Source organism: Nitrospiria bacterium, assembly GCA_035498035.1.
In the GTDB taxonomy this organism is placed as follows: Bacteria; Nitrospirota; Nitrospiria; order JACQBZ01; family JACQBZ01; genus JACQBZ01.
Genome location: DATKAN010000031.1, coordinates 14,009 through 38,444 on the forward strand (window position 1 = coordinate 14,009; position 24,436 = coordinate 38,444).

The following is a 24,436-nucleotide window of genomic DNA, read 5'->3' on the forward strand; positions in this document are numbered from 1 at the left end:
TAATTTTCATATAATTCCGGATTGTTTAAGACCTTAGACAGTTTCCAGTCTCATTTACAACGATACATAAGTTTGGGTGTCGATTGCAACCACGTTTCCGGGTTCGGGGCGACCTATGCATCGGGTCCGATCGCCTCAATCAACATTTTGGCTCGATTGACTTCTTCCCATGCATAACGGTAGAATGACTTGAAATTTAACCCCGGGCGCACAAACCCATGAAGCATTCCGACTTCGTTCATCTCCATTGTCATACCCAGTACAGCCTGTTGGACGGCGCGAATCCGATCAACGCCCTCCTTCAGCAGGCTGTAACTTTCCGGATGCCGGCCTTGGCCGTCACCGACCATGGAAACCTTTTCGGCGCGATCGAGTTCTACCAAAAAGCGCGGGCAGCCGGAATCAAGCCGATCATCGGATGTGAAATGTATGTTTCCCCCAAGAGTCATCTTGACAAAGAGTCGGGAGGACTCCATCATGAATATTTTCACTTAATCCTGCTCGCGGCCGACCGTACGGGATATAAAAATCTGATCAAGCTCGTGAGCACCGCCCACCTCGAGGGATTCTACTATAAACCCCGCATCGACAAGGAATTGCTCCAAAAGCATCATGAAGGCCTGATCGGTCTGTCGGCCTGTCTCCGGGGTGAAATTCCGACCCTCCTGATCAACGGCGAACCGGAGAAGGCCCTGACCGCGGCCGGAGAATATGAGGAAATTCTGGGCAAAGGAAATTTTTACCTGGAGGTCCAACACAACGGGATCGACGCGCAACAAAAGGTCAACAAGGAACTGGTCGAACTCCATCGCCGGACCGGGATGGCGCTGGCCGCCACCAACGACGCCCATTATTTGACCCGCCACCACGCGCGCGCGCACGACATCCTTCTCTGCCTTCAAACCGGAAAGACGGTCAATGAGCCGGATCGAATGCGGTTCGGATCGGATGAAAACTATCTCAAGTCGGCCGAGGAAATGGCCGCCAATTTTTCGGAGCTCCCCGAAGCCGTTCTCAATACCAAACTGATCGCGGAACGCTGCAATCTCGAACTGACCTTCGATAAAATCCATCTTCCCCACTATAAAGTCCCGGGAGGTTTCACCCGGGAACAATATCTTGAGAAACTGGCCCGGGAAGGATTGGCCGCACGGCTGAAGAGCAAATCTCCGGATTTCCCGCCGGACGCGGTCTACACGCAACGCCTTGCGACCGAGCTGGCCGTTCTCAACAGCATGGGATACGCCGGTTATTTCCTGATCGTGTGGGATATCATCAACTACGCCCGCTCGCACGGCATTCCGGTCGGACCGGGCCGGGGCTCCGCCGCCGGAAGCCTCGTGGCCTATGCCCTGAAGATCACCGACATCGATCCGATGAGGTATGACCTGCTGTTCGAGCGGTTCTTAAACCCCGAACGAGTTTCGCTCCCCGACATCGACATGGATTTCTGCATGGACCGGCGGGAGGAGGTGATCCGTTACGTCACTGAAAAATTCGGCTCGGATCATGTCTGCCAGATCATCACATTTGGGACGATGGCCGCCAAGGCGGTGATCCGGGACGTGGGGCGGGTGATGGAACTCCCCTACGCCGAGGTGGACAAGGTGGCCAAGCTGGTTCCGAATACGCTGGGGATCACGCTGGACGAAGCCGTAAAGGCCGAACCGCGCTTGCAGGAGCTCTCCAAGACCGATTCCAAGATCCAGGAGCTTCTATCGCTGGCCCGCTCGCTGGAGGGACTGGCCCGTCACGCGTCCACGCACGCCGCGGGTGTCGTCATTTCGGAAGAACCGCTGACCGAACACGTGCCCCTGTACCGCGGAGCCAAGGGCGAAATCGTCACCCAATACGCCAAAGACGATCTGGAAAAGATCGGGCTGGTCAAATTCGACCTTTTGGGTCTCCGGACGCTTACGGTCATCGATCAGGCCGTCAAACTGATCAATAAGAAACGGCCGATCGAGGAGGCCATCCGGCCCGGTGATATCCCGCTGTATGATCCGAAAACCTATCAACAACTCTCCTCCGGTGAAACCATCGGCGTTTTCCAATTGGAGAGCCGGGGAATGCGCGACCTGCTGGTCAAACTCAAACCGGAGGGGTTTGAGGATTTGATCGCCATCCTGGCTCTGTATCGACCGGGGCCGATCGGTAGCGGAATGGTGGACGACTTCATCAAGCGGAAGCGCGGCCTCGTTCCGATCAAATACGAACTGCCGGAACTCAAAGACATTCTGAAAGAAACCTACGGGGTCATCGTGTATCAGGAGCAGGTGATGAAGATCGCCAACGTCCTGGCCGGATTCAGCCTCGGACAGGCCGACCTGCTCCGTCGGGCGATGGGAAAGAAGAAACCCGAGGAGATGGAAAAACAGAAAGAGCAATTCATCAAGGGGGCGCGGGATCACGGAATCCCCGAAAAGAAATCCGAGAAACTTTTCGATCTGATGGCCTATTTCGCGGGCTACGGATTCAACAAATCCCACAGCGCGGCCTATGCCTTAATCTCCTACCAGACCGCCTATTTGAAAGGACACTACCCGGTCGAGTTCATGGCCGCCCTGCTTTCCAGCGAGATGGGAAACGCCGACAAGGTGGTCCGATACATCACGGAGTGCCGCGCCATGGGAATCCAGATCCTCCCCCCCGATGTCAACGAAAGTCGGAGGGACTTCACGGTCGTCGAGGACGGAATCCGGTTCGGCCTGGCGGCCATAAAAAACGTGGGCGAAAACGCGATCGACTCCATCCGGGAGGCCCGCGAACAGGGCGGGGCGTTCACCTCCATTTTCGATTTCTGCCGACGGATCGACTCCCGCAAAGTCAACCGCCGCGCGATCGAGGGGCTCATCAAAAGCGGGGCCCTGGACTCAACGAAAGCCAAGCGGTCGCAGATGACGTCCGTCATGGAAAAGGCGATCGAGGAAGGGAATGTGGCGCAGCGGGACCGGCTTCAAGGGCAGGCCGCGCTGTTCGGCCAGGAATCCGGCCCGGATAAGCGGTCCGATCCCGACCCGCTACCGCCTCTGGAAGAGTGGGAGGAGTCCCAGAGGCTGCGGCTTGAAAAGGAAAGCATCGGTTTCTACATCACCAGCCATCCCCTGGTGCGCTTTGCGGATGAATTGCGCAGCTATGCCACGGCCAACGCCGAAACCCTGGACGACGTCCCGGAAGACCGGCAGGTCAAGCTGTGCGGCATCATCGCCCAGCAAAAAATCACGACCACCAAACGCGGCGACAAAATGGCCTATCTGACCCTGGAAGATCTTCAAGGCACGATCGAGATTCTGGTATTTCCGGACCTGTACAAGAAGACCTCGGCGATCCTGACCCCGGACATCCCGCTCTTCGTGACGGGATTCGTCGACAAGGGCGAGAAGGGGGCCAAGGTCAAAGCCATGAGCATTGAACCGCTGGCCAACGTTCGGGAACAGGCCACCCGTCGGGTCGACATCTGCCTCAATTCCACCGGGTTGACCTCCCAGGATCTGAAGCGCCTGAAGGAAATCCTGCTCCGTCACCGCGGTTCGTGCCCCGTCTATCTGCGCCTGGGCATGCCCAATCATTCCGAGTCCACGATCGCGGTGGATGAAGAGGTCCGGATCAAACCGACCGATCTGTTCATCACCGATGTCGAGCGGGAATTCGGCAAGGGGACCGTGGTCTTGCGTTGATCGTCAACGAACCAAAGGAGTCGCTCATTGAAAGATCACTTGGATTTTGAAAAACCCATCGTCGAATTCGAAGAGAAAATCGAAAAACTGAAGCCCTTCGCCAAGACCGACCCGCTGATTCACCGCGAGATCGAGGTCCTCGAGAGAAAAGCCCAGGAGGTCCAGGCCGAAATCTTCGCCAAGCTCACCCCGTGGCAAAGGACACAACTGGCCCGGCATCCGAACCGGCCCAACACCCTGGATTACATCGCATTCATGATCCATGATTTCGTCGAGCTTCACGGCGACCGTCTCTTCGGAGACGACCATGCCATCGTCGGCGGCATCGGGATTTTCCGAAACCGGCCGGTCGTGATTATCGGACACCAGAAAGGCCGGAGCGTGAAGGAACGGGTCGACCGCAATTTCGGCATGCCGCACCCCGAAGGGTACCGCAAGGCCTTGCGCCTGATGAAACAGGCCGAAAAATTCAGGAAGCCGGTGATCACCTTCATCGATACCCCCGGGGCCTATCCCGGAATCGGGGCCGAAGAACGCGGGCAGGCCGAGGCGATCGCCCGGAATCTGATCGAGATGTCCCGACTGGCGGTGCCGATCGTTTCCATCGTGATCGGGGAAGGCGGAAGCGGCGGGGCGCTGGCACTGGGCGTCGGAGACCGCATCCTCATGCTGGAGCACTCCATCTACTCCGTGATTTCGCCGGAAGGCTGCGCGGCCATTCTCTGGAACGACGGCGCCAAGGCCCCGGAAGCGGCGGACGTTTTGAAAATGACGGCCAGGGACCTCCGATCCCTGGGCGTCATCGACGAGATCGTGCCGGAACCGGTCGGGGGGGCGCACAAAGATCCGCCTCAGATGGCCGAGATCCTGGAAAAAGCGATCGAGAGCCAACTGGCCATGCTCGACGGATTAAAGACCGACGACCTGCGGGAACAGCGCTATCAGAAATTCAAGAAGATGGGCGTTTTCGGCGAGGACATCGCGCCGTAGAGCCTCACATGCCGCGCAGGCGGGTGGCCCGGGCGACCTTGTCGATCGCCACGATGTAGGCGGCCAGACGGAGCGAAACCTTTTTCTCCCGAGCCACCGAAGCCACGTGCTGATAGCTCCGTGTCATGACCTTGAGGAGCTCCTGATTCACCTGGTCTTCTTCCCAGGAACGCTGCTGCAGGTTTTGCGTCCACTCGAAATAGGAAACCGTCACGCCCCCGGCATTGGCCAGGATATCCGGGAGGAGGACCACCCCTTTTTTTTCGAGGATCTCATCCGCCGTCGTGGTCGTCGGATTGTTGGCCCCCTCGGCGATCATCCTCGCCTTGATACGATCGGCGTTGAACTTGTGAATCGCGCCGCCCAGGGCGCAGGGGATCAGAACGTCGCAGTCCATTTCGAGCAGCGACTCGTTCGCGATGGGCCGCGCTCCGGGAAACCCCGCCAGACTTCGTTTTTCCGATTTGTAGGCCAGGACGCGGTCCACCGGCAACCCGTCGGGGTTGTGGATTCCGCCCCGGCTGTCGCTGATCGCGATGATCCGGGCGCCCAGCTCGCTCACAATTCGGGCGGCATGGCTCCCAACATTGCCGATCCCCTGAATCACAACGCGGGCCTTACCGAGATCCAACCCGTATTCCCGGGCGGCTTCCTGAAGAACGAAAATGCATCCGCGGCCGGTCGCCTCTTCCCGCCCCTTTGAACCGCCCACGTCGACCGGCTTCCCGGTGACCACGCCGGGGGTGTAGCCGTGCCGCCGACTGTACTCGTCCATGATCCAGGCCATCACCTGGGGGTTGGTGTTTACATCCGGAGCCGGGATATCCTGATACGGTCCGATCGCCGCATCCAGCATCGAGATGAAGGTTCGGGTCATTCGTTCCGTTTCGGCGGGCGACAGACGTTTCGGATCGCACACGATCCCACCCTTGGCCCCCCCGAAGGGGATATTGACCACGGCGGTTTTCCAGGTCATCAGGGCCGCGAGCGACCGGACCTCCCCCAGATCGACTTCGGGATGATACCGGATCCCGCCCTTCATCGGCCCCCGGGCGGTGTTGTGCTGAACCCGGTAGCCGGCAAAAACCTCCAGGTGGCCGTCGTCCATCCGGACCGGTATTTTGACCTGGATCTCCCGGAACGGCATTTTGAGCAGTTCCCGCATCTCCGCATCCAGCGCCATCGCCCCCGCGGCGCGGTCGAACTGAAACCGGGTCATTTTCTCGAAATCAATCCGCTCGCTTTCCGACACACCCGTCTCCTTCCGGCCGTTTTTCAATCCAGCCAGACCCGGTCCGGATTCTCCGGGTCGTCAATGGGCGAAGAAACGAAAAGGACCTGGGTCGGCTCGGTCTGAAATTCCCCACCGTGGGGCGTGTTGGCCGGAATCACCCAGATATCCCCCTCCCGGACCTCCTGCACCCGGTCTCCCACCACGACCCTTCCCGATCCTTTCAGGACATAGCCGATCTCGTCATGCGTGACATGGACATGTTTTTTGAACGGCCCCTTGTGACCTTGAAAGACAAAGACGCTGGATTGCTTTCCGTGGCCGATGTAGGTCCGCTTGAACACATCCTTTGATGTGAGCTTGTCCTTCTCGACCGCATCGGCGACGCTTTGGATGTCAATCTTGGTCCGATCTAACGATTGCTGGCAGCAGGAACAGGTATACATGGCGACCTCCTTGTTGTTTATGGTGTCGGTTTTCGTTGCGACCGCGCAACCACCGCCTCAAACAGGAAATGATAAATCTCGGCATGTCGCTTGGTCTCCCAAATGTCCTCTCCCCAAATGTAGGCGCCGTGATTCCGTACCAGGATGCCGTACGATTCTCGGTAAGCCGGGTTCGCCAGGGCTCCGCGGATCTGGTCCTCCAACTCCCTTTCCCGGGCGGTATTGTGGATCACGGGAACGGCATGCTTCGATTGGTTGGAGACGCCGCGAAGGCCCTTAAGCATTTCGAGTTCCTCGATGATCAAATGATCCCGACCCCCGGCCAGGTCGGCGGCCAGGACGGCGGAAAGCGCGTGACTGTGCATGACCGAACCGGCGGCCCGAAGGCTCATGACGGCGCAAAAAATAGGGTTGCATTCCGACACGGCCAGCGAGCGGTTTCGCGCCCGCCGGAGGACCGTCCCGTCCTTCCGGTTTACGACAAACAGATCCGACGGAGCGACCGTTTCCTTATGGACGCCGGTCGGCGCCATGAGGGCCGTATTCGGCCCGGTGGCGGCGCAAATCCCTCCGCCGGTCCCGGCCACCCATCCCTTGTCATAGAATAAGCGCAACATTTGACAGAGGAGTTCGGCCTGACTTTTTCGAGGAATAGAACGCTTTGTCATAGCAGTCATAACGACAGGTCGGTCGGAAATCCTCGGTCCTCTGGCTTGTGCCGCCTTGGTGACCTACCCCGCGAGCCAGGTGAGCGAGAGGGGGAGGCCTTCGGCGAGCTCAGTCGAGCCGCTTAGCCGGCCGGCACCCGGCGGTTTGCAGCCGATGTGTGGAGGGGGCGACGCGAGCCATTATATAATAAATTAATTCGAAAGGCCGCCCGCCGGTTCATGGATCGGTTCATGTTCGGGCAGGGTTTCGGCCACATCTTTGAATTCCTTCAGTGCGGGCAGCTCGGCAAGATCCTTCAAGCCGAAATACTGAAGGAACTCCCGCGTGGTGGCGTACAGGATGGGCCGACCCAGCCCTTCCCTGCGCCCGGCAATTTTCACGATGCGGCGTTCCAGAAGCGTCTTGAGGACGTAGGCCGAATCCACGCCGCGAATCGCCTCGATCTCTCCACGCGTCACCGGCTGCTTGTAGGCCACGATCGCCAGGGTCTCAAGCCCGGAACGAGATAATCGGGTGGCGGTCTTTATCTTCTCGAGAGAACGGATCCAGGGGGCGCACTCGGAACGGGTGGCAATCTGATATCCTCCGGCCACCTCCACGATACGTAATCCCCGCCCGGCGGATTCGTAGTTCCGGCGCAGATGTTCCAAGGCCTGTCGGATTCGGTCCGGTTCGGCCCCTTCCAGAACCTCGGAGAGACTCTCCAAGGACATCGGCTCGCCCGACACGAAAAGAATCGCCTCTAGAACGGCTGTAAGCTCGTGCTCTTCCATATGCGTATCGCGCCAAAAAGTTCGGTTTGAAGGATGCGTAAACGTTTCAGACGGATCAATTCCAACAAGGCCAAAAAAGTCACGACCATCGCGAGACGCGTCGTGTCGTCATCGAACAGTGAAGTAAAGGTGATGCTTTCCTGCTCATCCAGCCGGTCCAGGATCAGGCCCATCCGTTCCTGAACCGACAACGCGTCCACCACGATCTCCAGGTCCTTCTTTTCCGGCGCGCGCTGCATGACCCCCCGGAGGGCTTCCAGGAGATCAAACAAGCTCAGATCGACAAGGTTGATTTCATCCGTCGGTTCTCCGCTTCCGAGCGAGGCGGGACGGTGGAACACCTCGCGCCATTCCTGTTCGCGCGCCTCCAGACCGTGGGCGGCTTCTTTGAAACGCTGGTACTCCAACAAGCGCATCACCAGCTCGGTGCGCGGGTCCTCGTCCTCTTCCTCATCATCCGATTCGGATGGAGGAAGAAGCATCTTGGACTTGATATGGATCAGCGTTGCGGCCATGACCAGAAACTCTCCGGCCAGCGCCAGATTCAACGACTTGATCAGGTCCAGGTATTCCAGATACTGCCGGGTGATCAGCGCGATCGGAATATCATAGACATTAATCTCGTTTTTCTTAATAAGGTGAAGCAGAAAATCAAGCGGACCTTCAAAGGCGGGAACTTTGACGGCGTACGATGTTTGGGGATCGTCCATGCTCACAGCGCTGATATTAGTCCCGCCTCAAAAGCGAAGTCAAGGGGTAATGTCTTTTAAGCCGCCGTGACTCGGCCGCTGATGCTCTTTCAACTCGCGGCGGGGTTTCAATCCGAGTATCTCGTTGGCCTCCCGCTTCATCTTCTGCAGTTCGGCCATCAACTCCAAGAGGGTTTTCTCGGCCGCCGGGTCCTGGGGTCTCGCATCATAGGCTTTGTTCAACCAGTAAATGGTATTATCCAACTTTTGATTGATGACGGCCTGGATCTGTTCTTTGGTCAATGCCGAATGGGCTTCTCGAAGGTCCTGCGCCATCCACCCCTCCCCACCTACAAGATATGGTAGCCTTCGGTTCGAACGCTACTATAGCAGAATCGATTCCGTTGTCAAGAAAAAATTCAAGATATGGTGGGACAAGACGATGAACCGACAAGATCTTGATGTTTGTAACCTTGGAATGAGAGGAGATGGGGCTGTTTGCGACGGCCCGGAACGGTCAGGGAGACGGCCTTCCGGTATCCGGACGGTAGGTGATCACGCGAACCTTCTCAAGGGTCACCATCCCTTCCTTCATCAAATTGTCCAACTCCGGCAGAAAGGCTTCGATCCGTTCGGGAGTATCTACGATCTCAATCACGACGGGAAGGTCTTCGGAGAGCCGAAGGATCTTCGCCGTGTGAATCCGGCTGTGCGCGCCGAAGCCCAAGGTCCCGTGAAGAACGGTCGCCCCCGCCATGCCCCGACGCCGGGCGGCCTCCACCACGAGTTCATAGACCGGCCGGCCGTCATGCTTGTCGCTTTCGCCGATGAAAACTCGGAGCAGTTCCGCTTCCGATGGCAGCTTCATGTGCACCTCCCTCACAATAGGCGCCCGGCAAAAAATCCCAAAAACAGGCCGGCGATCCCGACGACGTTCTGGGCCAACAGATTGACCAGCACAAGCGTCCATTCCGCATCGCGGAGCATTTGAGCCGTCTCAAAGGCAAAACTCGAAAACGTAGTAAACGCCCCCATGAATCCGATCAGGATGACCGTCCGGGCCTCTGCGCTGATCAAAAGACGGTCCTCGGCAAGAGACCAGACCAATCCGAAAAGGAAACAGCCCGAAACGTTTACCGCCAGCGTGCCGCAAGGAAATGCGTTCCCGCAGGCGCGCTGGACCAATCCGGAGAGGCCGTATCGCGCATAGGTCCCCAATACGCCGGCCAAGCCGATCAAGATGAGTTTTTCCAACGATTTTCCCCTTTCTATATCCGGTGAAGCACGGCCTCAGACTTTTTCTTCTATCACAGTGACGATCGGATATCAAGACCCGCCGGATGCCCAATCGAAGCCGCGTTCCCTTCGTCGATTTGTTCGCGGGCTTTCCTCAGGCGGTGGTTTCCTCCGTCGCCCAGCCCGCCGCCCATGCGCTCCCCAATGCCAAGACGATCATATCGAGATAAACATAGAACATCACCGAGCCCATGGGCGGGTTGGTGGTGGATAGAATACCGAAAGGCTTGGGAGACCACGACCAGCAGCCGAAGGCGGTGCCGACGAACTCGACGAACAGGACGAAGAGCGGCATGAACATGTAGATCATCCTTTGCCTCATCGCAAAGACGCCGAGAAAATAGAGCAGGCCGAGAAGCACGGTGAAGCTGTCGCGATAGAAGAGGAACACACCGAGGAAAAGTACGGCATAGAGTGTCAAAAAGATTTTGATCATACCATCGGCGCGCCTGTGAACCCCCGAATGCCAGAGAACCTGAAACCCGGAGCCGACCACGAGCGCATGGCCGAAGGGCACATAGATCGGGACATAGCCGAATTTGTACGTATAGAGGTCGATCCCCATGCTGAAGAAGACTTCTCCGACGGCCGATACCGGGATCGTGATCAGCATGATCTTCTTCAGACGTTCGTCCGGCAGGGTTCGATACATGGCGTAGACGTACAGCGGAACGAGAATGTTGTCCAGGACCTGGCCGTTGAGGCCGTGGGCCAAAACCCATTTGGAATCCAGAAAGAGCATCGTGGCGGTAAACGGCGCAAAGGTGTAAAAGGACCAATGAAACGGTCTGGACCGCATCATTTTTTCTTGAACCTCGGTTTGGCGATCACCTGAAGATTTCCGAACTCCTCGACCTCGAACGGCACGCCCTGGGCCGTCAGCGCCTTTTTCGTTTCTTCAAGGTCCCGCGGATTACCGTAGGCCAGCAGCAGTCGCCCGCAACCGTCACAGGTGGCGACGTCCCGCCGTTTTTTGATGTATCGTTTCATGGATTGCAGGCAGCAGGGATTCATCGGACCGCCTTTCGATTAACGATCCTTCGCAGAAGCGGGCGGCCGAGGTGGGGCGCCCGGACGAGCGCAGGCGGGGTCCCAACACCGGGCGGGGTGCCGGGGACGGCTGGGCTCACCGGGGACAGGACCCGCTCAGATCGCGTCCTTTTCATTTCCGTTTTGGTTTTTCGGATGGAACCGTTTTTTGCTCCCAGAGCCTGTTTTTTATGATGTACCCGCCCGCGACGAGAATCATTAGCGCGCTCGCCACGTGCGGGGCTCGAAAGGGTCCGAGATACAGGTCGTCGGCGCGGAAGAGGGTCACGATGGAACGGACCACCGAATAGCAGATCAGATAGAGACAGAAGATAAAACCGTCGCCCCAGGGCCGCTTCCGGATGGACCAGAGAAAAGCGAAGGTCGCCACGTTCAGCACCAGCTCGTACAGCATGGTCGGATGAAGCGGCACCGCACCGAACTGTTGCCCGGCGATGCTCCCCGGCGGAAAGACGATGCCCCACGGCATCGTGGTCGGCGTGCCGTGCGCGTCGCCGTTCATAAAATTCCCGATTCGCCCGAAGGCCTGGCCCAGGACGATGCTGGGCGCTCCGGCATCGGCCAGCGGCCAGAACGGGACCCCGTGACGACGAACGAACCAGATCCCGACCAGCACCCCGCCGATGAGTCCGCCGTGGATGGCGAGCCCGCCGTGCCAGATGGCGGGTATCTCCGAAGGGTTTTGGCCGTAGTAGGACCAGTTGAACGCGACGTAATAGATCCGTGCGCCCAGGATCCCGCCCAGAAGACAGTACATGATCAGGTTCCAGCTGTCGTCGCTCGACAGCGGGATCCCCTTCCGGCGGACCTCTTTGGCCAACAGCCACCCTCCGACCATCGCCGCGATGAAATACATCAGCCCGTAATAGCGGATCGTGACGGGACCGAACTGGATTAGAATCGGATGCATAGAATTGTCTAAATTCCCATCGCCTCCCGAACATCCTCGAGGGTCTGCCGGGCGACCTTTCCGGCCTTCTTCGAGCCCTCGGACACGACCGTTTCAACCTTCTTGGGATGCTTTACCCACTTCTCCCGCTCCCTCCAGATCGGCTCGAGCCGGTGCACCATCCGGTCGGCCACCAGCTTCTTGCAGTCGATGCAGCCGATGGCGGCCGTCCGGCATTCCGAATTGACCCGGTCGACGACGCCGATCTCGGAGTAGATTTTATGATAGGAGAAAACGGGACAGACATCCGGATTGCCGGGATCGGTCCGCCGGACCCGGGCCGGATCGGTCACCATCGTCCGGAGTTTCTCGCGCACGACCGGTTCGGGATCGGAGAGATAGATCGCGTTGTTGTAGCTCTTGCTCATTTTCCGCCCGTCGGTTCCCAGGAGCTTCGGCACCTCCGTGAGCAGGGGTTGCGGCTCGGGAAAGACGGTTTTGTAGAGATTGTTGAACCGTCGCGCCAGCTCGCGCGTCAACTCGAGATGCGGAAGCTGATCCACCCCCACCGGCACCACATCGGCCTTGTAAATCAGGATATCGGCCGACTGAAGAACGGGATATCCCAGAAAACCGTATGTCGTCAGATCCCGCTCGCGAAGTTCCTCGATCTTCTCCTTGTAGGTGGGGGTCCGCTCCAGCCAGGGCACCGGCGTGATCATCGAAAGGAGCAGGTGCAGCACGGCATGCTCCGGGAGGCGGGACTGGATGAAGACCGTGCATTTCTCGGGGTCGATCCCGGCCGAAAGCCAGTCGATCAGCATCTCCTGGACGTACTCCCGAATCTTCCCGGTATCGGCGTAATTCGTCGACAGGGCGTGCCAGTCGGCCACAAAAAAATAGGCGTCGTACTCCTTCTGGTATTTGATCCAATTGTCCAGCGCCCCCAGCCAATTTCCCAGATGCAAACGCCCGCTGGGTTGCATCCCGCTCAACATGCGCTTCCTATGCGATTTCACTCTCGGCGGCCTCCTGTTCGATCGGTCTTAAAAAAAGAAGGAGTGAACCCCCAGGATCCATATCATCACGTTCATGATCAGCGGCGAGATGATCTGCGACCAGAAACCGAAGGGATCCAAGAAAACCAGGCCAATAATAATAAAAAAACCAAACGGCTCGATGCTGGCCCAGGCCGCCGCCTGCCGGTCGGGAAGCAGTCCGACCAGGACGCGCCCGCCGTCCAAGGGCGGGATGGGGATCATGTTGAAGACCGCCAGGACAACGTTCCACTGCACCCCCTTGAGCAGCATGTATAAAACCGGATCCAGGATCATCGCGGACGGGTCCTTCCAGGTGAACGCCTCCCCTCCGAAACGCAGATGTTGAAGCAGACTCGGATCGACCGCCAGGATCAGACGAAACAGGAACCCGCAGGCGACCGCCAGCAGTAAATTAGTGGCCGGACCCGCTCCGGCCACCCAGACCATGTCCTCCTTGGGACGGCGGAGATTCATGAAATTCACCGGGACGGGTTTCGCGTAGCCGAATACGAAGCTGCCCTTGGTCGCGATCAACAAAAAGATCGGGATGATGACCGTACCGACCGGGTCGATGTGCGGCAAGGGGTTGAGCGTCAGGCGACCCATCAGCCGGGCGGTCGGGTCTCCCCGCTTGTTCGCCACCCAGCCGTGGGCCACTTCGTGAAAAACGACGGCCAGAAGGATCGGAATGGCCGAGATCGAAATTTCCTGAACGATATGATCGAGATTCATTATTATAAGAGGGGCTTACGTCGCCCCCTCCGCTGGCAGAGTCCGTCGGAGCGATTCGACTGAACTCGTCGAAGTCCTCCCCCTCTCGCTCGCCGGGCTCGCTGGACCGATTCCCGCAGACGCTAAATACCCGAGAGGAGACCGCAGCGTACCGTCTCCTAATTGAGCTGGACGAATTTGCCGTCCTTCGCCTGTATCACAAAAAGCCGCTTCGAAATATCCCCGTCCGGTGTGTAAGCGATCGGCCCGGTGACTCCGGTAAAGTTTCGAACCCGGCCGAGGAATTCCCGCACGGCCTCGCCGGTCGCGGCGCCCTGTTGCAGGGCTCGGAGAATCAGGCCGGCCGCGTCAAACCCCTGGGCCGCCAGAAGCGTCGGCTCCTCGTTATAACGGGCGCGATAGCGTTCCACAAAGGACTGCACCTGCGGTTCGGAGCTGCCGGGGAAAAAACCGTCCACAAAGATCCCCCCGTCGATATATTTCCCCCCGATCCGGAATAGATCCTGAGAGTCCCAACCGTTCGTGCCCAGGAGCGTCACGCCTTGAATATTATAGAAGGCCAGCTGGGCCGCGATCAGCCCCGCCTGATCGTAATCGCTCGGAAGAAAGACCGCGTCGAAACCGGGCTTGTATTCCCGCACTTCCCCCTTCTGTTGGGGCGGCGGGCCCTGCACCCCGTATTTGGCGAGATCGGTTTCCTTGAGGGATTTGATCTGCGGTCCGAAATCGGTGGTCTGCGGGTCGTAGGACGCCCGGGCGATGACCTCGCCGCCCAGTTTCGTGACCGCGTCCGAGAAAATCCGCATCATCTCCGTTCCGTACCCGTCATCGGAATAGAGGATGCAGAAGCGCTTTAAATGGAGCGTGTTGACGGCGTACGCCGCAATCTCGCTGGCCTGTTGTCGATTGGTCACGGAATTCCTCATCACATATTTCCACGGTCTGGACCAATCCTGCGACGCCGCCGGCGTCAGCAACGGAACCCGGTAGGCGTCCGCCCGGGGAGCCGCGGCGGCCACCTGACGGCTCAGCATCGGTCCGATGATGGCGCTCACGCGGTAGTCCCGCGCCAGCTCATCCAATCCGTTCTGCAGCGCGGCGGCCTCCCCTTCCGTGTTCTTCACGACGACTGCGACAAATTTTTCGGAAACCGGATTGGATGCGGGGTCCAATGCCAGCCGGATTCCATTGAGCACCTGCTGACCGAAGGGCTGCAGCCGCCCCGACAACGGCAGCATGGCGCCGATCAGGTGCTGATGGCCGAGATAGACCTGTTTGATGGCGATGAGCCGGCCCCGCACCTTGGAAACGGCCCGGTGCTTGGGATAGATCGACAAAAAACGGCGCCATTCGCGCTCGGCTTCAAAATATTCCTTGGACGACTCGTAAAGATCGGCCAGCTTCAGAAGGGCCGCGTCGCCCGGATATCCCTTGGGGTACTGACGGATCAGTTCCTTGAGCTCGGGCCTTGAGCATTGATCCAAAAGCTCCTGCACCCGGGTTTCGACCGCCTGTTTGTCCTCCTCCCGACTCGTCTCCTTCTTCAACATCTCGTTGACGGCCTGGACGCGGTCCTTTTTCCTGAGGTATACGTCCACGATGCGGTCGGTCAACGCCTGCCGGGCGGCCAGATCCGGACTGAGGCTTCTCTCGCGTTCCAGGATGGGAATGGCGCTGTCGAACTGCCCGAGATTGATATAGGCCTCGGCCAGTTCATGCCGGGCCCGCTCGACCAAGGGCGAATCGGGATATTCCCCGATCAACTTTAGATACTGGACGACGGCATCGGCATAATTCTGCTGCTGCTGATCGATCTGGGCCAATCCGAAATAGACCTGATCCTTCAGGGGCGATTGCGGATACGTCGTAAGCAACAATTGATAGGCGAGCTGGGCCTGCTCCAGGTCCCCCGCACCGGCGGCCGCAACGGCCTTGTCCAACAACTCCTTGGCCTCGGTATCGGGAGAACCCGCCGGCTCGGTCGCGGGGGGCGGCTGCGGCTCCGCCGCGGGCGGGGTCTGGGCCCCTACCGGCGTCGCCAGCAGGGCGCCCGAAATCAGAAAAACCGCCAAAATTCCTGCCCCCGCTTGCACGCCCGGGACCCTCGATATCTTCGCCGTCATCTTCGCTCTTAGTCACTATAAGGTAAGCCGACCACCTTGTCAACAGAACGGATCGAACGCGGGTTGTATTTTATGAAGATTTTATTTATAGTGGCGGGGATAAAACGACCGCACTCCCAAAAGGATCCTCATCCCATGTCCATTGGAATCGCCGAGATCAAACGGGCCCACAAAACCATCCGATCCTCCATCGACGCGACCCCGCTGGTTCCCTCCCGCTCGCTGAGCCTGCAGGCGGGGGTGCCGGTTTTTTTGAAGCTCGAGAATCTTCAGAAGACGGGATCCTTTAAGGTTCGCGGGGCATTTAATCGGATGGCTCAACTGACGCCGGAACAGCGACAGGGCGGCGTCGTTGCGGCCTCGGCGGGAAACCACGCGCAAGGCGTGGCCCTGGCGGCTCGAACGCACGGCATTTCCGCAACGATCGTCATGCCCGAAGGGGCCTCGATCGCCAAACAGGAGGCCAGCCGGGCTTACGGCGCCCGGGTGATACTTCACGGAAAAGACTTCGACGCGGCCATGGAAAAAGCAAGGGAGATCGCGCGGGGGGAAGGAAAGATTCTCGTTCATGCCTTCGATGACGAGGCGGTGATCGCCGGCCAGGGCACCATCGCGCTGGAGATATTAAAAGACCGGCCGGACGTTCGGACGATCCTCGTTCCCATCGGGGGAGGCGGCATCGCGTCCGGAATCGCGACGGCGGTGAAAACGGTTAAACCCGGGATCCAAGTTGTCGGCGTGACCGCCCCGGCCCGTCCGACCCTGGCGGACGGCATCGCCGTCAAATCCCTTGGAAGGATAACACGGCCGCTATTGGAACGCTACCTGGATCGGACGATCCGCGTCGCGGAGGATGAGATCGCCGAGGCCGTCCTGCGGCTGATCGAGCACAAGCGAATCATCGCCGAGGGCGCGGGGGCCGTTCCCCTGGCGGCGCTTTTGAACCACGGGCGCGGGCTTCGGGGTCCCGTTTGTCTCGTGATCACCGGCGGGAATATCGACGTAACCCTTCTGGAGCGGATCATCGACCGGGGACTGGTCCGAAGCGGCCGTCTGCTGCGATTCTCGGTGGTCCTGTCCGACCGTCCCGGAGCCCTGGCCGGGCTGACCTCCGCCATCGGCGAGATGGGCGCCAACATCCTCCACATCGTTCACGACCGTCTCTCGGCCGGGCTCCCTCTCACCCAGAGTCGGGTGGGGCTCTCTCTTGAAACGCGGGGGAGGGAACATAACCGCCGGATCATGAACCATCTCAAGCGCAACGGCTATCCCCCGCGTTAACGATGCACGAACGGATTCAACAATTCCTGCAGTACCTGACAGTCGAGAAGGGTCTCTCTTCGAACACGATCGAATCCTACGGCGCCGATCTGAAACGGTACTCGGAATTCCTAAAGGCCCGAGCGTCGAACCGCCTGGAAGACGTCACCCGCCGGGACCTTCTTGATTTTCTGGCCGCCCGAAAACAAAACGGCCTCTCCTCCCGCTCCCTCTCGCGACAGATCGCGACCCTTCGCAATTTTTACCGTTTTCTCAATCAGGAAAAAATACTCCAGACGGATCCCACTCAGAACATCGAATCGCCCCGCGACTGGAGGCGATTGCCGAAGACGATGGCCTTGGAGGAGGTGGAACGCCTGCTCAATCTTCCCAAGGGACCCACGCCCTCGGCGGTGCGGGACGATGCCCTGATCGAGTTGATATACGCCACCGGACTGCGCGTCTCGGAACTCACGACCTTGCCGCTGCAGGCCGTTAATACCGATGTAGGATACGTCCTGGCGACCGGCAAGGGCGGCAAGCAACGGATCATCCCGATGGGCGCCATGGCGCTTCAAAAGCTCAAGACGTATCTGGAAACCGCCCGGGCCCGACTGGCCAAGGGGCGGGGTTCCGACCGGGTCTTCCTCAACCGGTCCGGAGACGGCCTGACGCGGCAGGGCTGCTGGAAGCTGTTGAAGCATTACGTCCGACGGGCCGGCATCAAGCGCTCCGTCTCACCCCACATGTTGCGGCACTCCTTCGCGACGCATCTCCTGGAACGGGGCGCCGACCTGCGTTCGGTCCAGGCCATGCTGGGTCACGCCGACCTTTCCACCACCCAGATCTACACGGAGGTGACCCGTCATCGCCTGAAACAGATCCATCGGCAACTCCATCCGAGGGGGTGATGCTGTCCCAGGGGCTTGCGTCGCCGCCATTATCCGTGGGGGCCCGTGCGGGCTTCGCTCCTCCGATGCCCCCACACCCCGCGCTCGGACGGGCACAGCCCGATCCTCGCTTCCTCCACCGGCCATAGCCGGGTGGAGCTTCCCCCTCTCGCTCGCCTTGCTCGCCGGTTAAATTCAACTGGCGGCGCGAGTCACGGATACCTACTTGACGGTCACCTTTTTCATGACGTCCCCCCGCTGGATCTTCTGGATGACGTCGAGACTGGCCTTGTCGGTCACCTGTCCGAAGACCGTGTACTTGCCGTCCAGGAAGGGCTGCGGACCGAGACAGATGTAGAACTGGCTGTCGGCGCTGTCCGGATCACTCGCACGGGCCATGGCGACCGTGCCGAGGAGATGCGGCTTCTTGTTGAACTCGGCCTTGAGCTTGACTCCCGATCCCCCCGTTCCATTTCCGTTGGGATCCCCGCCCTGAATCACGAAGCCGGGCTCGACCCGGTGAAAGGTCAGCCCGTTATAAAAACCCTGTTTGATCAACTCCGTGATTCGCGCCACGGTTTTGGGCGCCACATCCGGATACATTTCGAAGAGGATATTTCCCTTGTCCGTTTCAATGGTCACCACAGGTCTACCTCCTTGGGCCCAGGTCGTTTCAAAGACAAGCCCCAGACCGCCCGCGCTAAGGGTTAGTGTTCCTACAACAATCGCCAGAATCCAGTTCCGCTTCATCGTCCTTCCCCTTTATGGTTAAATCACCTTGCGACGTTGCGCTCAAACCAATCGATCAATATACCTTCTCTCAATCCGTAATCGCTCACCACCACCTCTTTCGCCCCGGCCATGCGCATCGCGACCCACAGCAGCGCGGCGCCCGACACGATCAGATCCTCCCGCCCCCTCTCAAGACCGGCCAGACCCCGTCGTTGGTCCAGCGTCATCCCGACGAGCTTGCGATACCAGGCCTCGACGCACTCGAAACCCAGGCGCATGTTCTGGACACGCGAGGGATCGTAGGTCTTCAGTCCCAGCTCCAGGGCGGCCAGGGTCGTCACGGTCCCGGCCGCCCCGACAAGGCGATGTCCGGACCAATGGCCGATGGATGGGGCCATCGGCCGCAGGCGCTCTTCAACGGCCCGGATCAACCGTTTTTGGTCGTTTTCGGACGGCGGATCGGCGGCGAGATAACGATCCGTCAGTTTGACAACCCCGATGTCCAAGGTCTTCATTTCCTGAATCCGGCCGCCCGTTACAACGATCCACTCCGTGCTTCCGCCGCCGATATCGAGGACCAGAAGATTTTGATCGTCCTCCTCCAATCCGTACCGCACACCCAGCAGCGTCCGGCGGGCCTCCTCCTCTCCCGAGATCACCTCGATATTCAGCCCGGTCTCCTCCTTCACCCGATCCAGAAACGACGTCCGGTCGGTGGCCTCCCGAACCGCGCTCGTGGCCACCCCGACGATCCGGTCCACCGGGTGCTCCGAAATGGCGGCACGGAACTCCTTGAGCGCCTGGAGGGTCCGCGACACGGCCGAGGTCGACAATCGACCGCTGTCCACGATCCCTTCTCCCAACCGGGTGATCCGGCGGGTCTCGAAAATCGAGCGGATGCGGATCCGTCCCTGAACCGATTGAAGCCCGGCGATCAGCAAACGCAGCGTATTGGATCCGATATCGATCCCGGCCAGTGTCACGTTTGCTCTATGTTTTATCTTGGGTTTCTTCCCGGTCAAAGGCATCCCGTTCCGCAATCAATTTTTCCCGCTCGGCGCGCTTCGCGTCGATATCCTGGATCAGATTCAGCCATTCTTTTTCTTTCAGGAGGTCCGGGTGGCCTTCCTGCAGTCGGCTCAGGCCGTATTTCCCCAACGCGCGGTAGGCTCCGGTTAATTGCCGTTCAAGCGATTGGAGCCGATAACGAAACTTCAGACGGTCGATCTCCTGGGAGGAATAGACGGTCGTCGTCAGCAACCCGCTTCGTAAACGCGAGAGGCCGTTATAGAGATCCTCTTTGATGCGTGACCATGGAATCATGGCTTTGTATCCTACCCAAAAAGCGGGCGAAGATCAAGGAAGCGCCCCATCGCACGGGAGCACGGTTTTTGAGGATGGCGCCGCGGGGCCGCCTTCGCCGGCCCTTTCAGTCCAGTTATCCTCAGCTGACCGTAAACAGCTCCAGCTTCCCCTTCCACTTCCTCGCCAGCGCGGCCTTCAACGCGGCATGTTCGGGCCGGGTCAATTGCGGATCCCTCGAAAGCATTTTCCAGGCCTCTTCGCGCGCCGCTTCCAGCAACTTTGCGTCCCGGAGAATATTGGCGACCCGAAGTTCGGGCAGGCCGGACTGGCGCGTCCCGAAAAATTCGCCGGGACCCCGGATGGCCAGATCCTCCTCGGCGATCACAAAGCCGTCGTGGCTCCGGACCATGGTGTTCAGGCGACGCCGGCCCTCCTCCGAAACCCGTGCGGCGGCCAGGAGGAGGCAATAGGACCGGTGACGCCCCCGGCCCACCCGGCCGCGAAGTTGATGGAGTTGCGACAGGCCGAACCGCTCGGCGTGCTCGATGACCATCACCGTTGCATTGGGAACATCGATCCCGACCTCGATCACGGTCGTGGCCACCAATATTTGAATCCGTCCATTCTTGAAGGCCTCCATGACCCTTTCCTTCTCATCCATCCGCATCCGTCCGTGAAGCAAACCGACCGTCATGGAAGGAAACACCTCGCGCTGCAAATGGTCCGCCATTTGAGTGGCCGCTTTAAGATCCGTCTTTTCCGATTCCTCCACGATCGGGTAAACCACGTAGGCCTGACGCCCTTGCGCCACCTGCTCGGCCACAAGGGCATAAGCCTGGGAACGTTTCGATTCATAGCAGAGACGGGTCTCGATCGGGGCCCGTCCTTGGGGCAGCTCGTCGATCACCGAAAGATCCAAATCCCCGTGAACGGTCAAGGCCAAGGTCCGTGGAATGGGCGTGGCGGTCATGATGAGGACATCGGGATGGTATCCCTTTTCCCGCAGCAAGGCGCGCTGCATCACGCCGAACTTGTGCTGCTCGTCCACGACCACGAGGCCCAGACGGCCGAAGCGCACCTCCCCCTGGATCAATGCATGCGTTCCCACGACGAAGGCCGGCTCGTCGGAGGCCGCGAATCTCAGGGCCTTCGCCGATTCTCCTTTGGATTGACCGCCGGTCAGAAGAAGGCAGGGTCGTTTGAAGGGCGCGAACCAACGCTTGAGGGAAAGGTAATGTTGTTCCGCAAGGATCTCGGTGGGTACCATGAGAACCGCCTGATAGCCGTTGTCAACCGCGATCACCATCGCGGCCAATGCGACAACCGTTTTTCCGCATCCGACGTCCCCCTGAAGAAGACGATTCATCGGATGCGGACGGGCCATGTCCCGCTTGATTTCTCCCAGCACGGCCGACTGGGCCGACGTGAGTCGATACGGGAGCCCCTCAAGAAACCGCCTCAGATACGGGCCCTCCGTATCAAAGGCCGTTCCCCGGGGTTCCTCCGCCGTCTCCCGCCGTTTCAAGCCCAGGCCGAGTTGGAGAAGAAATAATTCATCAAACGCCAGCCGGCGGTGGGCGTCGCTGCGACCCTGATTCAACACCTCCAGAGAAGTTCCCGCAGACGGGAAATGGGCACGGGGCAAGGCCTCCGATAACGGGATGAGGTGATGGGCCTTGAGAACCGACTGCGGGAGCATTTCGCGGAGCCCCGGCGCATACTCTTCCAGGATCGTCTTCATGAGCGACCGGACCGGACGGCTGGTCAATCCATGCGTCTCATGATAGATCGGAACAATCCGGCCGCTGTGCAAACCGACCGCGGGGGTCTCGTCGTCCAAAAACTCGTAAACCGGGTTTTCAATTTCAAGGCCCCGGCCCCGGCGGGGATTTACCGCCACCCTTCCGAAAAGCATGAGCCTCTGCCCCGTCTTGAACCGCTTTTGCAAATAGGGCTGATTGAACCATTTGACGAGGATGGAGCCGCTTTCATCCCCCAGCAGCATTTCAATGATTTTAAACCCGCGACGGGATGTGATCGTCAGATGGGTCGATTGAACCACCCCGCAGACGGTCTGCTCTTCACCGGGAATTACCTGGGCGATGGATTTGAGACGGCTGCGGTCCTCATACCGCCAGGGCAGGTAGTAAAGGAAATCCTCCAGGGTCTTGATTCCCAACCGGGCCAGCCATTCGGCCCGTTTTGGACCCACTCCTTTAAGGTATTGAATCGGACGGTCCCATAGAACGGCATCCGGAGGCAGGCCGGAGGGATCCGGAACCCGGGGCGGGTCCGGCCCAATACAAGCCGTGCCGCTCTGGGAGAGGATCTCCAAAAGCTCCTGAGCCCTTCGCAAACGGTCCCGCCGCGCCCCTTCGATAAGTTGGTCGTAATCGGTAAAAAGATCCTTCAGGCGCGCCCAGTCCCGCGCGGTCTCTTCGGAAAGGGTCTGCGCGAGGGCCGCCTGGACCTGTTGCGTCACAAACCCGGCCAATCCCTGGATCTTCATGAGATGGGCGAAGTTCTTTTGAACGGCGTATCGGATCGGTTTCTGAATACGGTCGAGGATGGCCTCCAGCGTTTCCGCTTTGCTCATCATAGGCAAGAGGGTCGGGGTTTGGTAAGACGCGTTGTGTTGCGCCTCGGGAGAATTTGGAGAATAATTCTTGTCACGCGACGGACGTTATGTTAACATAGTCAATTGGTTTCTGCAACACCGACAATGGGTTTTGCAAGGGCGATGATCATGAATAAGAATAACGAAAAGGAGACCGTCCGTGGCCTACGTTTGTGCAATCTGCGGCAAGGGAAAGACCGTCGGTTTTAAGGTCAGTCATGCCCATAACAAGACGAAGCACCCCTTTTACCCGAATTTGAAATCCGTCAAGGCGCTCGTGAACCAGACAACCCGGCGGATCAAAGTCTGCACCCGTTGCATTCGTTCCGGGTGGGTGAAGAAAGCCGTCTGAAATTTGATTTCAACTGCCCGACGGGCGGCCGGGTGGAACGTCCCGGCCAGCCGCGCGGGCGGGAGGGGGATACTTCGGCGAGCTCAGTCGAGCCGCTCCGCCGTTGAAAGCGAGGAACGGGCTTAGCCCGTCCGAGTGCCGGGGGGCGCCGGAAGTGCGAAGCCCGAACGGGCCCCCGCATCGGGAAGGTGGCGACGCGAGTCCCTACAAACGATGATCGAGATTTTTACCTACTCAAAACAAAACGGCCTAAGGAGGATCACGGATTCCGGGTCCTTACCCAGCCTGCTGAAGGACGAATCCGAGTCCGTCTGGGTCGATCTGGAGGCGCCGACCGAGGAAGAGACCCAGATTCTATCCTCCGTCTTTAATTTTCATCCCCTCGCCATCGAGGATTGCGTCGGGGAATCCCATCTTCCGAAACTGGACGACTTCGGCGACTATTTATTTCTGGTGCTGCACGGCGCCCGGAGCGGCGAGGCGCCGGGAACGTTCAAAACGGTCGAGCTCAATTTCTTCCTGGGAAAGCGCTACCTGGTCTCCTATCACCAGCCCTTGTCCCGCAGCGTCAACCGCACGAAAGAACGGTGCCTGAAAAACTCCCTCACCATGTCACGGGGATTGGATTTCCTCCTTTACGAAATACTGGACGGCACCGTGGACAATTACTTCCCCATCCTGGATGATTTCGACGAAGTGCTCGACGAACTCGAGCGCGAGGTCACGGCGTCCCCCACCAAGGAAACCCTAAACCGGATATTCACGCTGAAACGGGACGGGATGGCCCTTCGGAGGGTCACCAGTCCGCAGCGAGAAATCCTCAACCGGCTGAGCCGCGACCCGTTCACGGTGGTCAACAAACGGACGGCCATCTATTTCCGCGATGTGTATGATCATCTCGTGCGGATCAACGACCTGGCGGAATCTTACAAAGACCTTACGACCGGACTCCTGGAGGCCTACATCTCCATGGTGTCCAACCGTTTGAACGAGGTCGTGAAAATTCTCACGGCGCTCACCGTCGTCTTCATGCCCCTCACGGTCATCACCGGAATCTATGGAATGAACTTCAAGTACATGCCCGAATTGCAATGGCGCTACGGCTATTACATAACGATCGGGGCAATGCTTGGAATCGTTGTTGTGATGCTGTGGTTTTTCCGCAGGAAAAAGTGGATCTAGAAAAGGTAACGGAAACCCGCCGATAATCCATAGTCCGGACTGGCCTGAGTCAATCCCATGCTCCACGACACGGTAAGCGCCTTGTTGGTGTCCAGATCGTACAGCAGGCCGACGAGGGCCGAGAGCGGGTCCGCCGATGTGTCGGCCGAAAGCCCGGAGGCCAGGCCCGATGACTTGGGGTACCGGTTGGACTGTCCCGCCAACTCGCCCACCACGTGAAGATTATCGGCCGTCGTCAAATAGTCAAAGGCCAGACTGTAGGTCAGGATGTCGTTCAAGCTGTTATTGGGTGGATTGCCGACAAAGAGGTACCCCAGGTTTAGATGAACCGTCACGGGGAAAAATTCCTTCGATGCGATCGCGCGAATCCCCACATCGGGCTCGCCCGTGCATTCCAGGGACAGGGCCTTGTCCTTGTTGCAACTCGGAAATTTCACGGACAATTGTCCGGCGATTGAAACCGGATTCGCTTCACGCCCCTTGATGAAACGAA

At 59.1% G+C, this 24,436-nt stretch carries 25 protein-coding genes; 6 read left to right on the forward strand and 19 right to left on the reverse strand.

The features are described from left to right. The first annotated feature begins 218 nt into the window (after positions 1-218). Both VMN77_06710 and VMN77_06715 read left to right on the forward strand, forming a co-directional pair. Positions 219-3,677: a DNA polymerase III subunit alpha gene (locus VMN77_06710; GenBank protein HTN43472.1), complete on the forward strand. Its 3,459-nt coding sequence runs from the start codon at positions 219-221 to the stop codon at positions 3,675-3,677. 27 nt (positions 3,678-3,704) lie between these two features. Continuing rightward, positions 3,705-4,667, forward strand: coding sequence for an acetyl-CoA carboxylase carboxyltransferase subunit alpha (locus VMN77_06715; protein HTN43473.1), 963 nt, complete (start codon positions 3,705-3,707; stop codon positions 4,665-4,667). A gap of 4 nt (positions 4,668-4,671) precedes the next feature. Here VMN77_06715 and VMN77_06720 read toward each other — a convergent pair whose 3' ends face one another. From VMN77_06720 to VMN77_06785, 14 genes are all read right to left on the reverse strand, one after another. After that, positions 4,672-5,886, reverse strand: coding sequence for a Glu/Leu/Phe/Val dehydrogenase dimerization domain-containing protein (locus VMN77_06720; protein HTN43474.1), 1,215 nt, complete (start codon positions 5,884-5,886; stop codon positions 4,672-4,674). Positions 5,887-5,942: 56 nt separating this feature from the next. Further along, positions 5,943-6,344 carry a cupin domain-containing protein gene (locus VMN77_06725; GenBank protein ID HTN43475.1) on the reverse strand — a complete coding sequence of 134 codons (402 nt, stop codon included), beginning with the start codon at positions 6,342-6,344 and terminating at the stop codon, positions 5,943-5,945. A gap of 17 nt (positions 6,345-6,361) precedes the next feature. Beyond that, positions 6,362-7,012 carry a methylthioribulose 1-phosphate dehydratase gene (gene mtnB, locus VMN77_06730; protein ID HTN43476.1) on the reverse strand — a complete coding sequence of 217 codons (651 nt, stop codon included), beginning with the start codon at positions 7,010-7,012 and terminating at the stop codon, positions 6,362-6,364. 192 nt (positions 7,013-7,204) lie between these two features. Continuing rightward, positions 7,205-7,786 carry an SMC-Scp complex subunit ScpB gene (gene scpB / locus VMN77_06735; GenBank protein HTN43477.1) on the reverse strand — a complete coding sequence of 194 codons (582 nt, stop codon included), beginning with the start codon at positions 7,784-7,786 and terminating at the stop codon, positions 7,205-7,207. Further along, complete coding sequence (locus tag VMN77_06740) at positions 7,756-8,496, reverse strand: segregation/condensation protein A (protein ID HTN43478.1); 741 nt, start codon at positions 8,494-8,496, stop codon at positions 7,756-7,758. The genes scpB and VMN77_06740 overlap by 31 nt, the downstream gene beginning before the upstream one ends. Before the next feature lie 39 nt (positions 8,497-8,535). Then, a complete protein-coding gene (locus VMN77_06745) occupies positions 8,536-8,811 on the reverse strand; it encodes a hypothetical protein (protein ID HTN43479.1) in 276 nt (91 codons plus the stop codon). A 181-nt stretch (positions 8,812-8,992) separates the two neighbouring features. Next, complete coding sequence (locus VMN77_06750; GenBank protein HTN43480.1) at positions 8,993-9,343, reverse strand: DUF190 domain-containing protein; 351 nt, start codon at positions 9,341-9,343, stop codon at positions 8,993-8,995. 11 nt (positions 9,344-9,354) lie between these two features. After that, positions 9,355-9,729 (reverse strand): fluoride efflux transporter CrcB, encoded by a 375-nt coding sequence (gene crcB / locus VMN77_06755; GenBank protein ID HTN43481.1) that lies wholly within the window; start codon positions 9,727-9,729, stop codon positions 9,355-9,357. A 136-nt stretch (positions 9,730-9,865) separates the two neighbouring features. After that, positions 9,866-10,573, reverse strand: coding sequence for a hypothetical protein (locus VMN77_06760; GenBank protein ID HTN43482.1), 708 nt, complete (start codon positions 10,571-10,573; stop codon positions 9,866-9,868). Then, a complete protein-coding gene (locus tag VMN77_06765; protein ID HTN43483.1) occupies positions 10,570-10,785 on the reverse strand; it encodes a hypothetical protein in 216 nt (71 codons plus the stop codon). The genes VMN77_06760 and VMN77_06765 overlap by 4 nt, the downstream gene beginning before the upstream one ends. Positions 10,786-10,933: 148 nt before the next feature. After that, the gene (gene lgt, locus VMN77_06770) at positions 10,934-11,731 is read right to left on the reverse strand and encodes a prolipoprotein diacylglyceryl transferase (GenBank protein HTN43484.1); all 798 of its coding nucleotides are present in this window, start codon (positions 11,729-11,731) and stop codon (positions 10,934-10,936) included. An 8-nt stretch (positions 11,732-11,739) separates the two neighbouring features. Further along, positions 11,740-12,708 carry a tryptophan--tRNA ligase gene (gene trpS / locus VMN77_06775; GenBank protein HTN43485.1) on the reverse strand — a complete coding sequence of 323 codons (969 nt, stop codon included), beginning with the start codon at positions 12,706-12,708 and terminating at the stop codon, positions 11,740-11,742. A gap of 48 nt (positions 12,709-12,756) precedes the next feature. Then, complete coding sequence (locus VMN77_06780) at positions 12,757-13,482, reverse strand: site-2 protease family protein (GenBank protein HTN43486.1); 726 nt, start codon at positions 13,480-13,482, stop codon at positions 12,757-12,759. A gap of 158 nt (positions 13,483-13,640) precedes the next feature. Beyond that, positions 13,641-15,554, reverse strand: coding sequence for a penicillin-binding protein activator (locus VMN77_06785; protein ID HTN43487.1), 1,914 nt, complete (start codon positions 15,552-15,554; stop codon positions 13,641-13,643). Between the two features lie 186 nt (positions 15,555-15,740). Between VMN77_06785 and ilvA the strand changes: the two genes are divergently transcribed. Together ilvA and xerD are read left to right on the forward strand one after the other, a co-directional pair. Next, complete coding sequence (ilvA, locus tag VMN77_06790; protein ID HTN43488.1) at positions 15,741-16,886, forward strand: threonine ammonia-lyase; 1,146 nt, start codon at positions 15,741-15,743, stop codon at positions 16,884-16,886. A 2-nt stretch (positions 16,887-16,888) separates the two neighbouring features. Continuing rightward, a complete protein-coding gene (gene xerD / locus VMN77_06795) occupies positions 16,889-17,776 on the forward strand; it encodes a site-specific tyrosine recombinase XerD (protein HTN43489.1) in 888 nt (295 codons plus the stop codon). Positions 17,777-17,977: 201 nt separating this feature from the next. On the opposite strand, the gene VMN77_06800 is transcribed toward xerD, so the two are convergent. From VMN77_06800 to recG, 4 genes are all read right to left on the reverse strand, one after another. Continuing rightward, complete coding sequence (locus tag VMN77_06800; protein HTN43490.1) at positions 17,978-18,505, reverse strand: peptidylprolyl isomerase; 528 nt, start codon at positions 18,503-18,505, stop codon at positions 17,978-17,980. A gap of 23 nt (positions 18,506-18,528) precedes the next feature. Next, positions 18,529-19,470: a Ppx/GppA phosphatase family protein gene (locus tag VMN77_06805; protein ID HTN43491.1), complete on the reverse strand. Its 942-nt coding sequence runs from the start codon at positions 19,468-19,470 to the stop codon at positions 18,529-18,531. Positions 19,471-19,477: 7 nt separating this feature from the next. Beyond that, the gene (locus tag VMN77_06810; GenBank protein HTN43492.1) at positions 19,478-19,810 is read right to left on the reverse strand and encodes a hypothetical protein; all 333 of its coding nucleotides are present in this window, start codon (positions 19,808-19,810) and stop codon (positions 19,478-19,480) included. A gap of 121 nt (positions 19,811-19,931) precedes the next feature. Further along, positions 19,932-22,391 (reverse strand): ATP-dependent DNA helicase RecG, encoded by a 2,460-nt coding sequence (gene recG, locus VMN77_06815; protein ID HTN43493.1) that lies wholly within the window; start codon positions 22,389-22,391, stop codon positions 19,932-19,934. A gap of 178 nt (positions 22,392-22,569) precedes the next feature. Between recG and rpmB the strand changes: the two genes are divergently transcribed. Next, positions 22,570-22,761 carry a 50S ribosomal protein L28 gene (gene rpmB / locus VMN77_06820; protein ID HTN43494.1) on the forward strand — a complete coding sequence of 64 codons (192 nt, stop codon included), beginning with the start codon at positions 22,570-22,572 and terminating at the stop codon, positions 22,759-22,761. Positions 22,762-22,974: 213 nt separating this feature from the next. Next, on the forward strand, positions 22,975-23,943 hold the full coding sequence (gene corA / locus VMN77_06825; protein ID HTN43495.1) for a magnesium/cobalt transporter CorA: 969 nt from the start codon (positions 22,975-22,977) through the stop codon (positions 23,941-23,943). Here the strand turns inward: corA and VMN77_06830 are convergent. After that, positions 23,940-24,436, reverse strand: a 497-nt coding sequence (locus VMN77_06830) for a transporter (GenBank protein ID HTN43496.1), incomplete at its 5' end; no start/stop codon positions are given. The genes corA and VMN77_06830 overlap by 4 nt on opposite strands.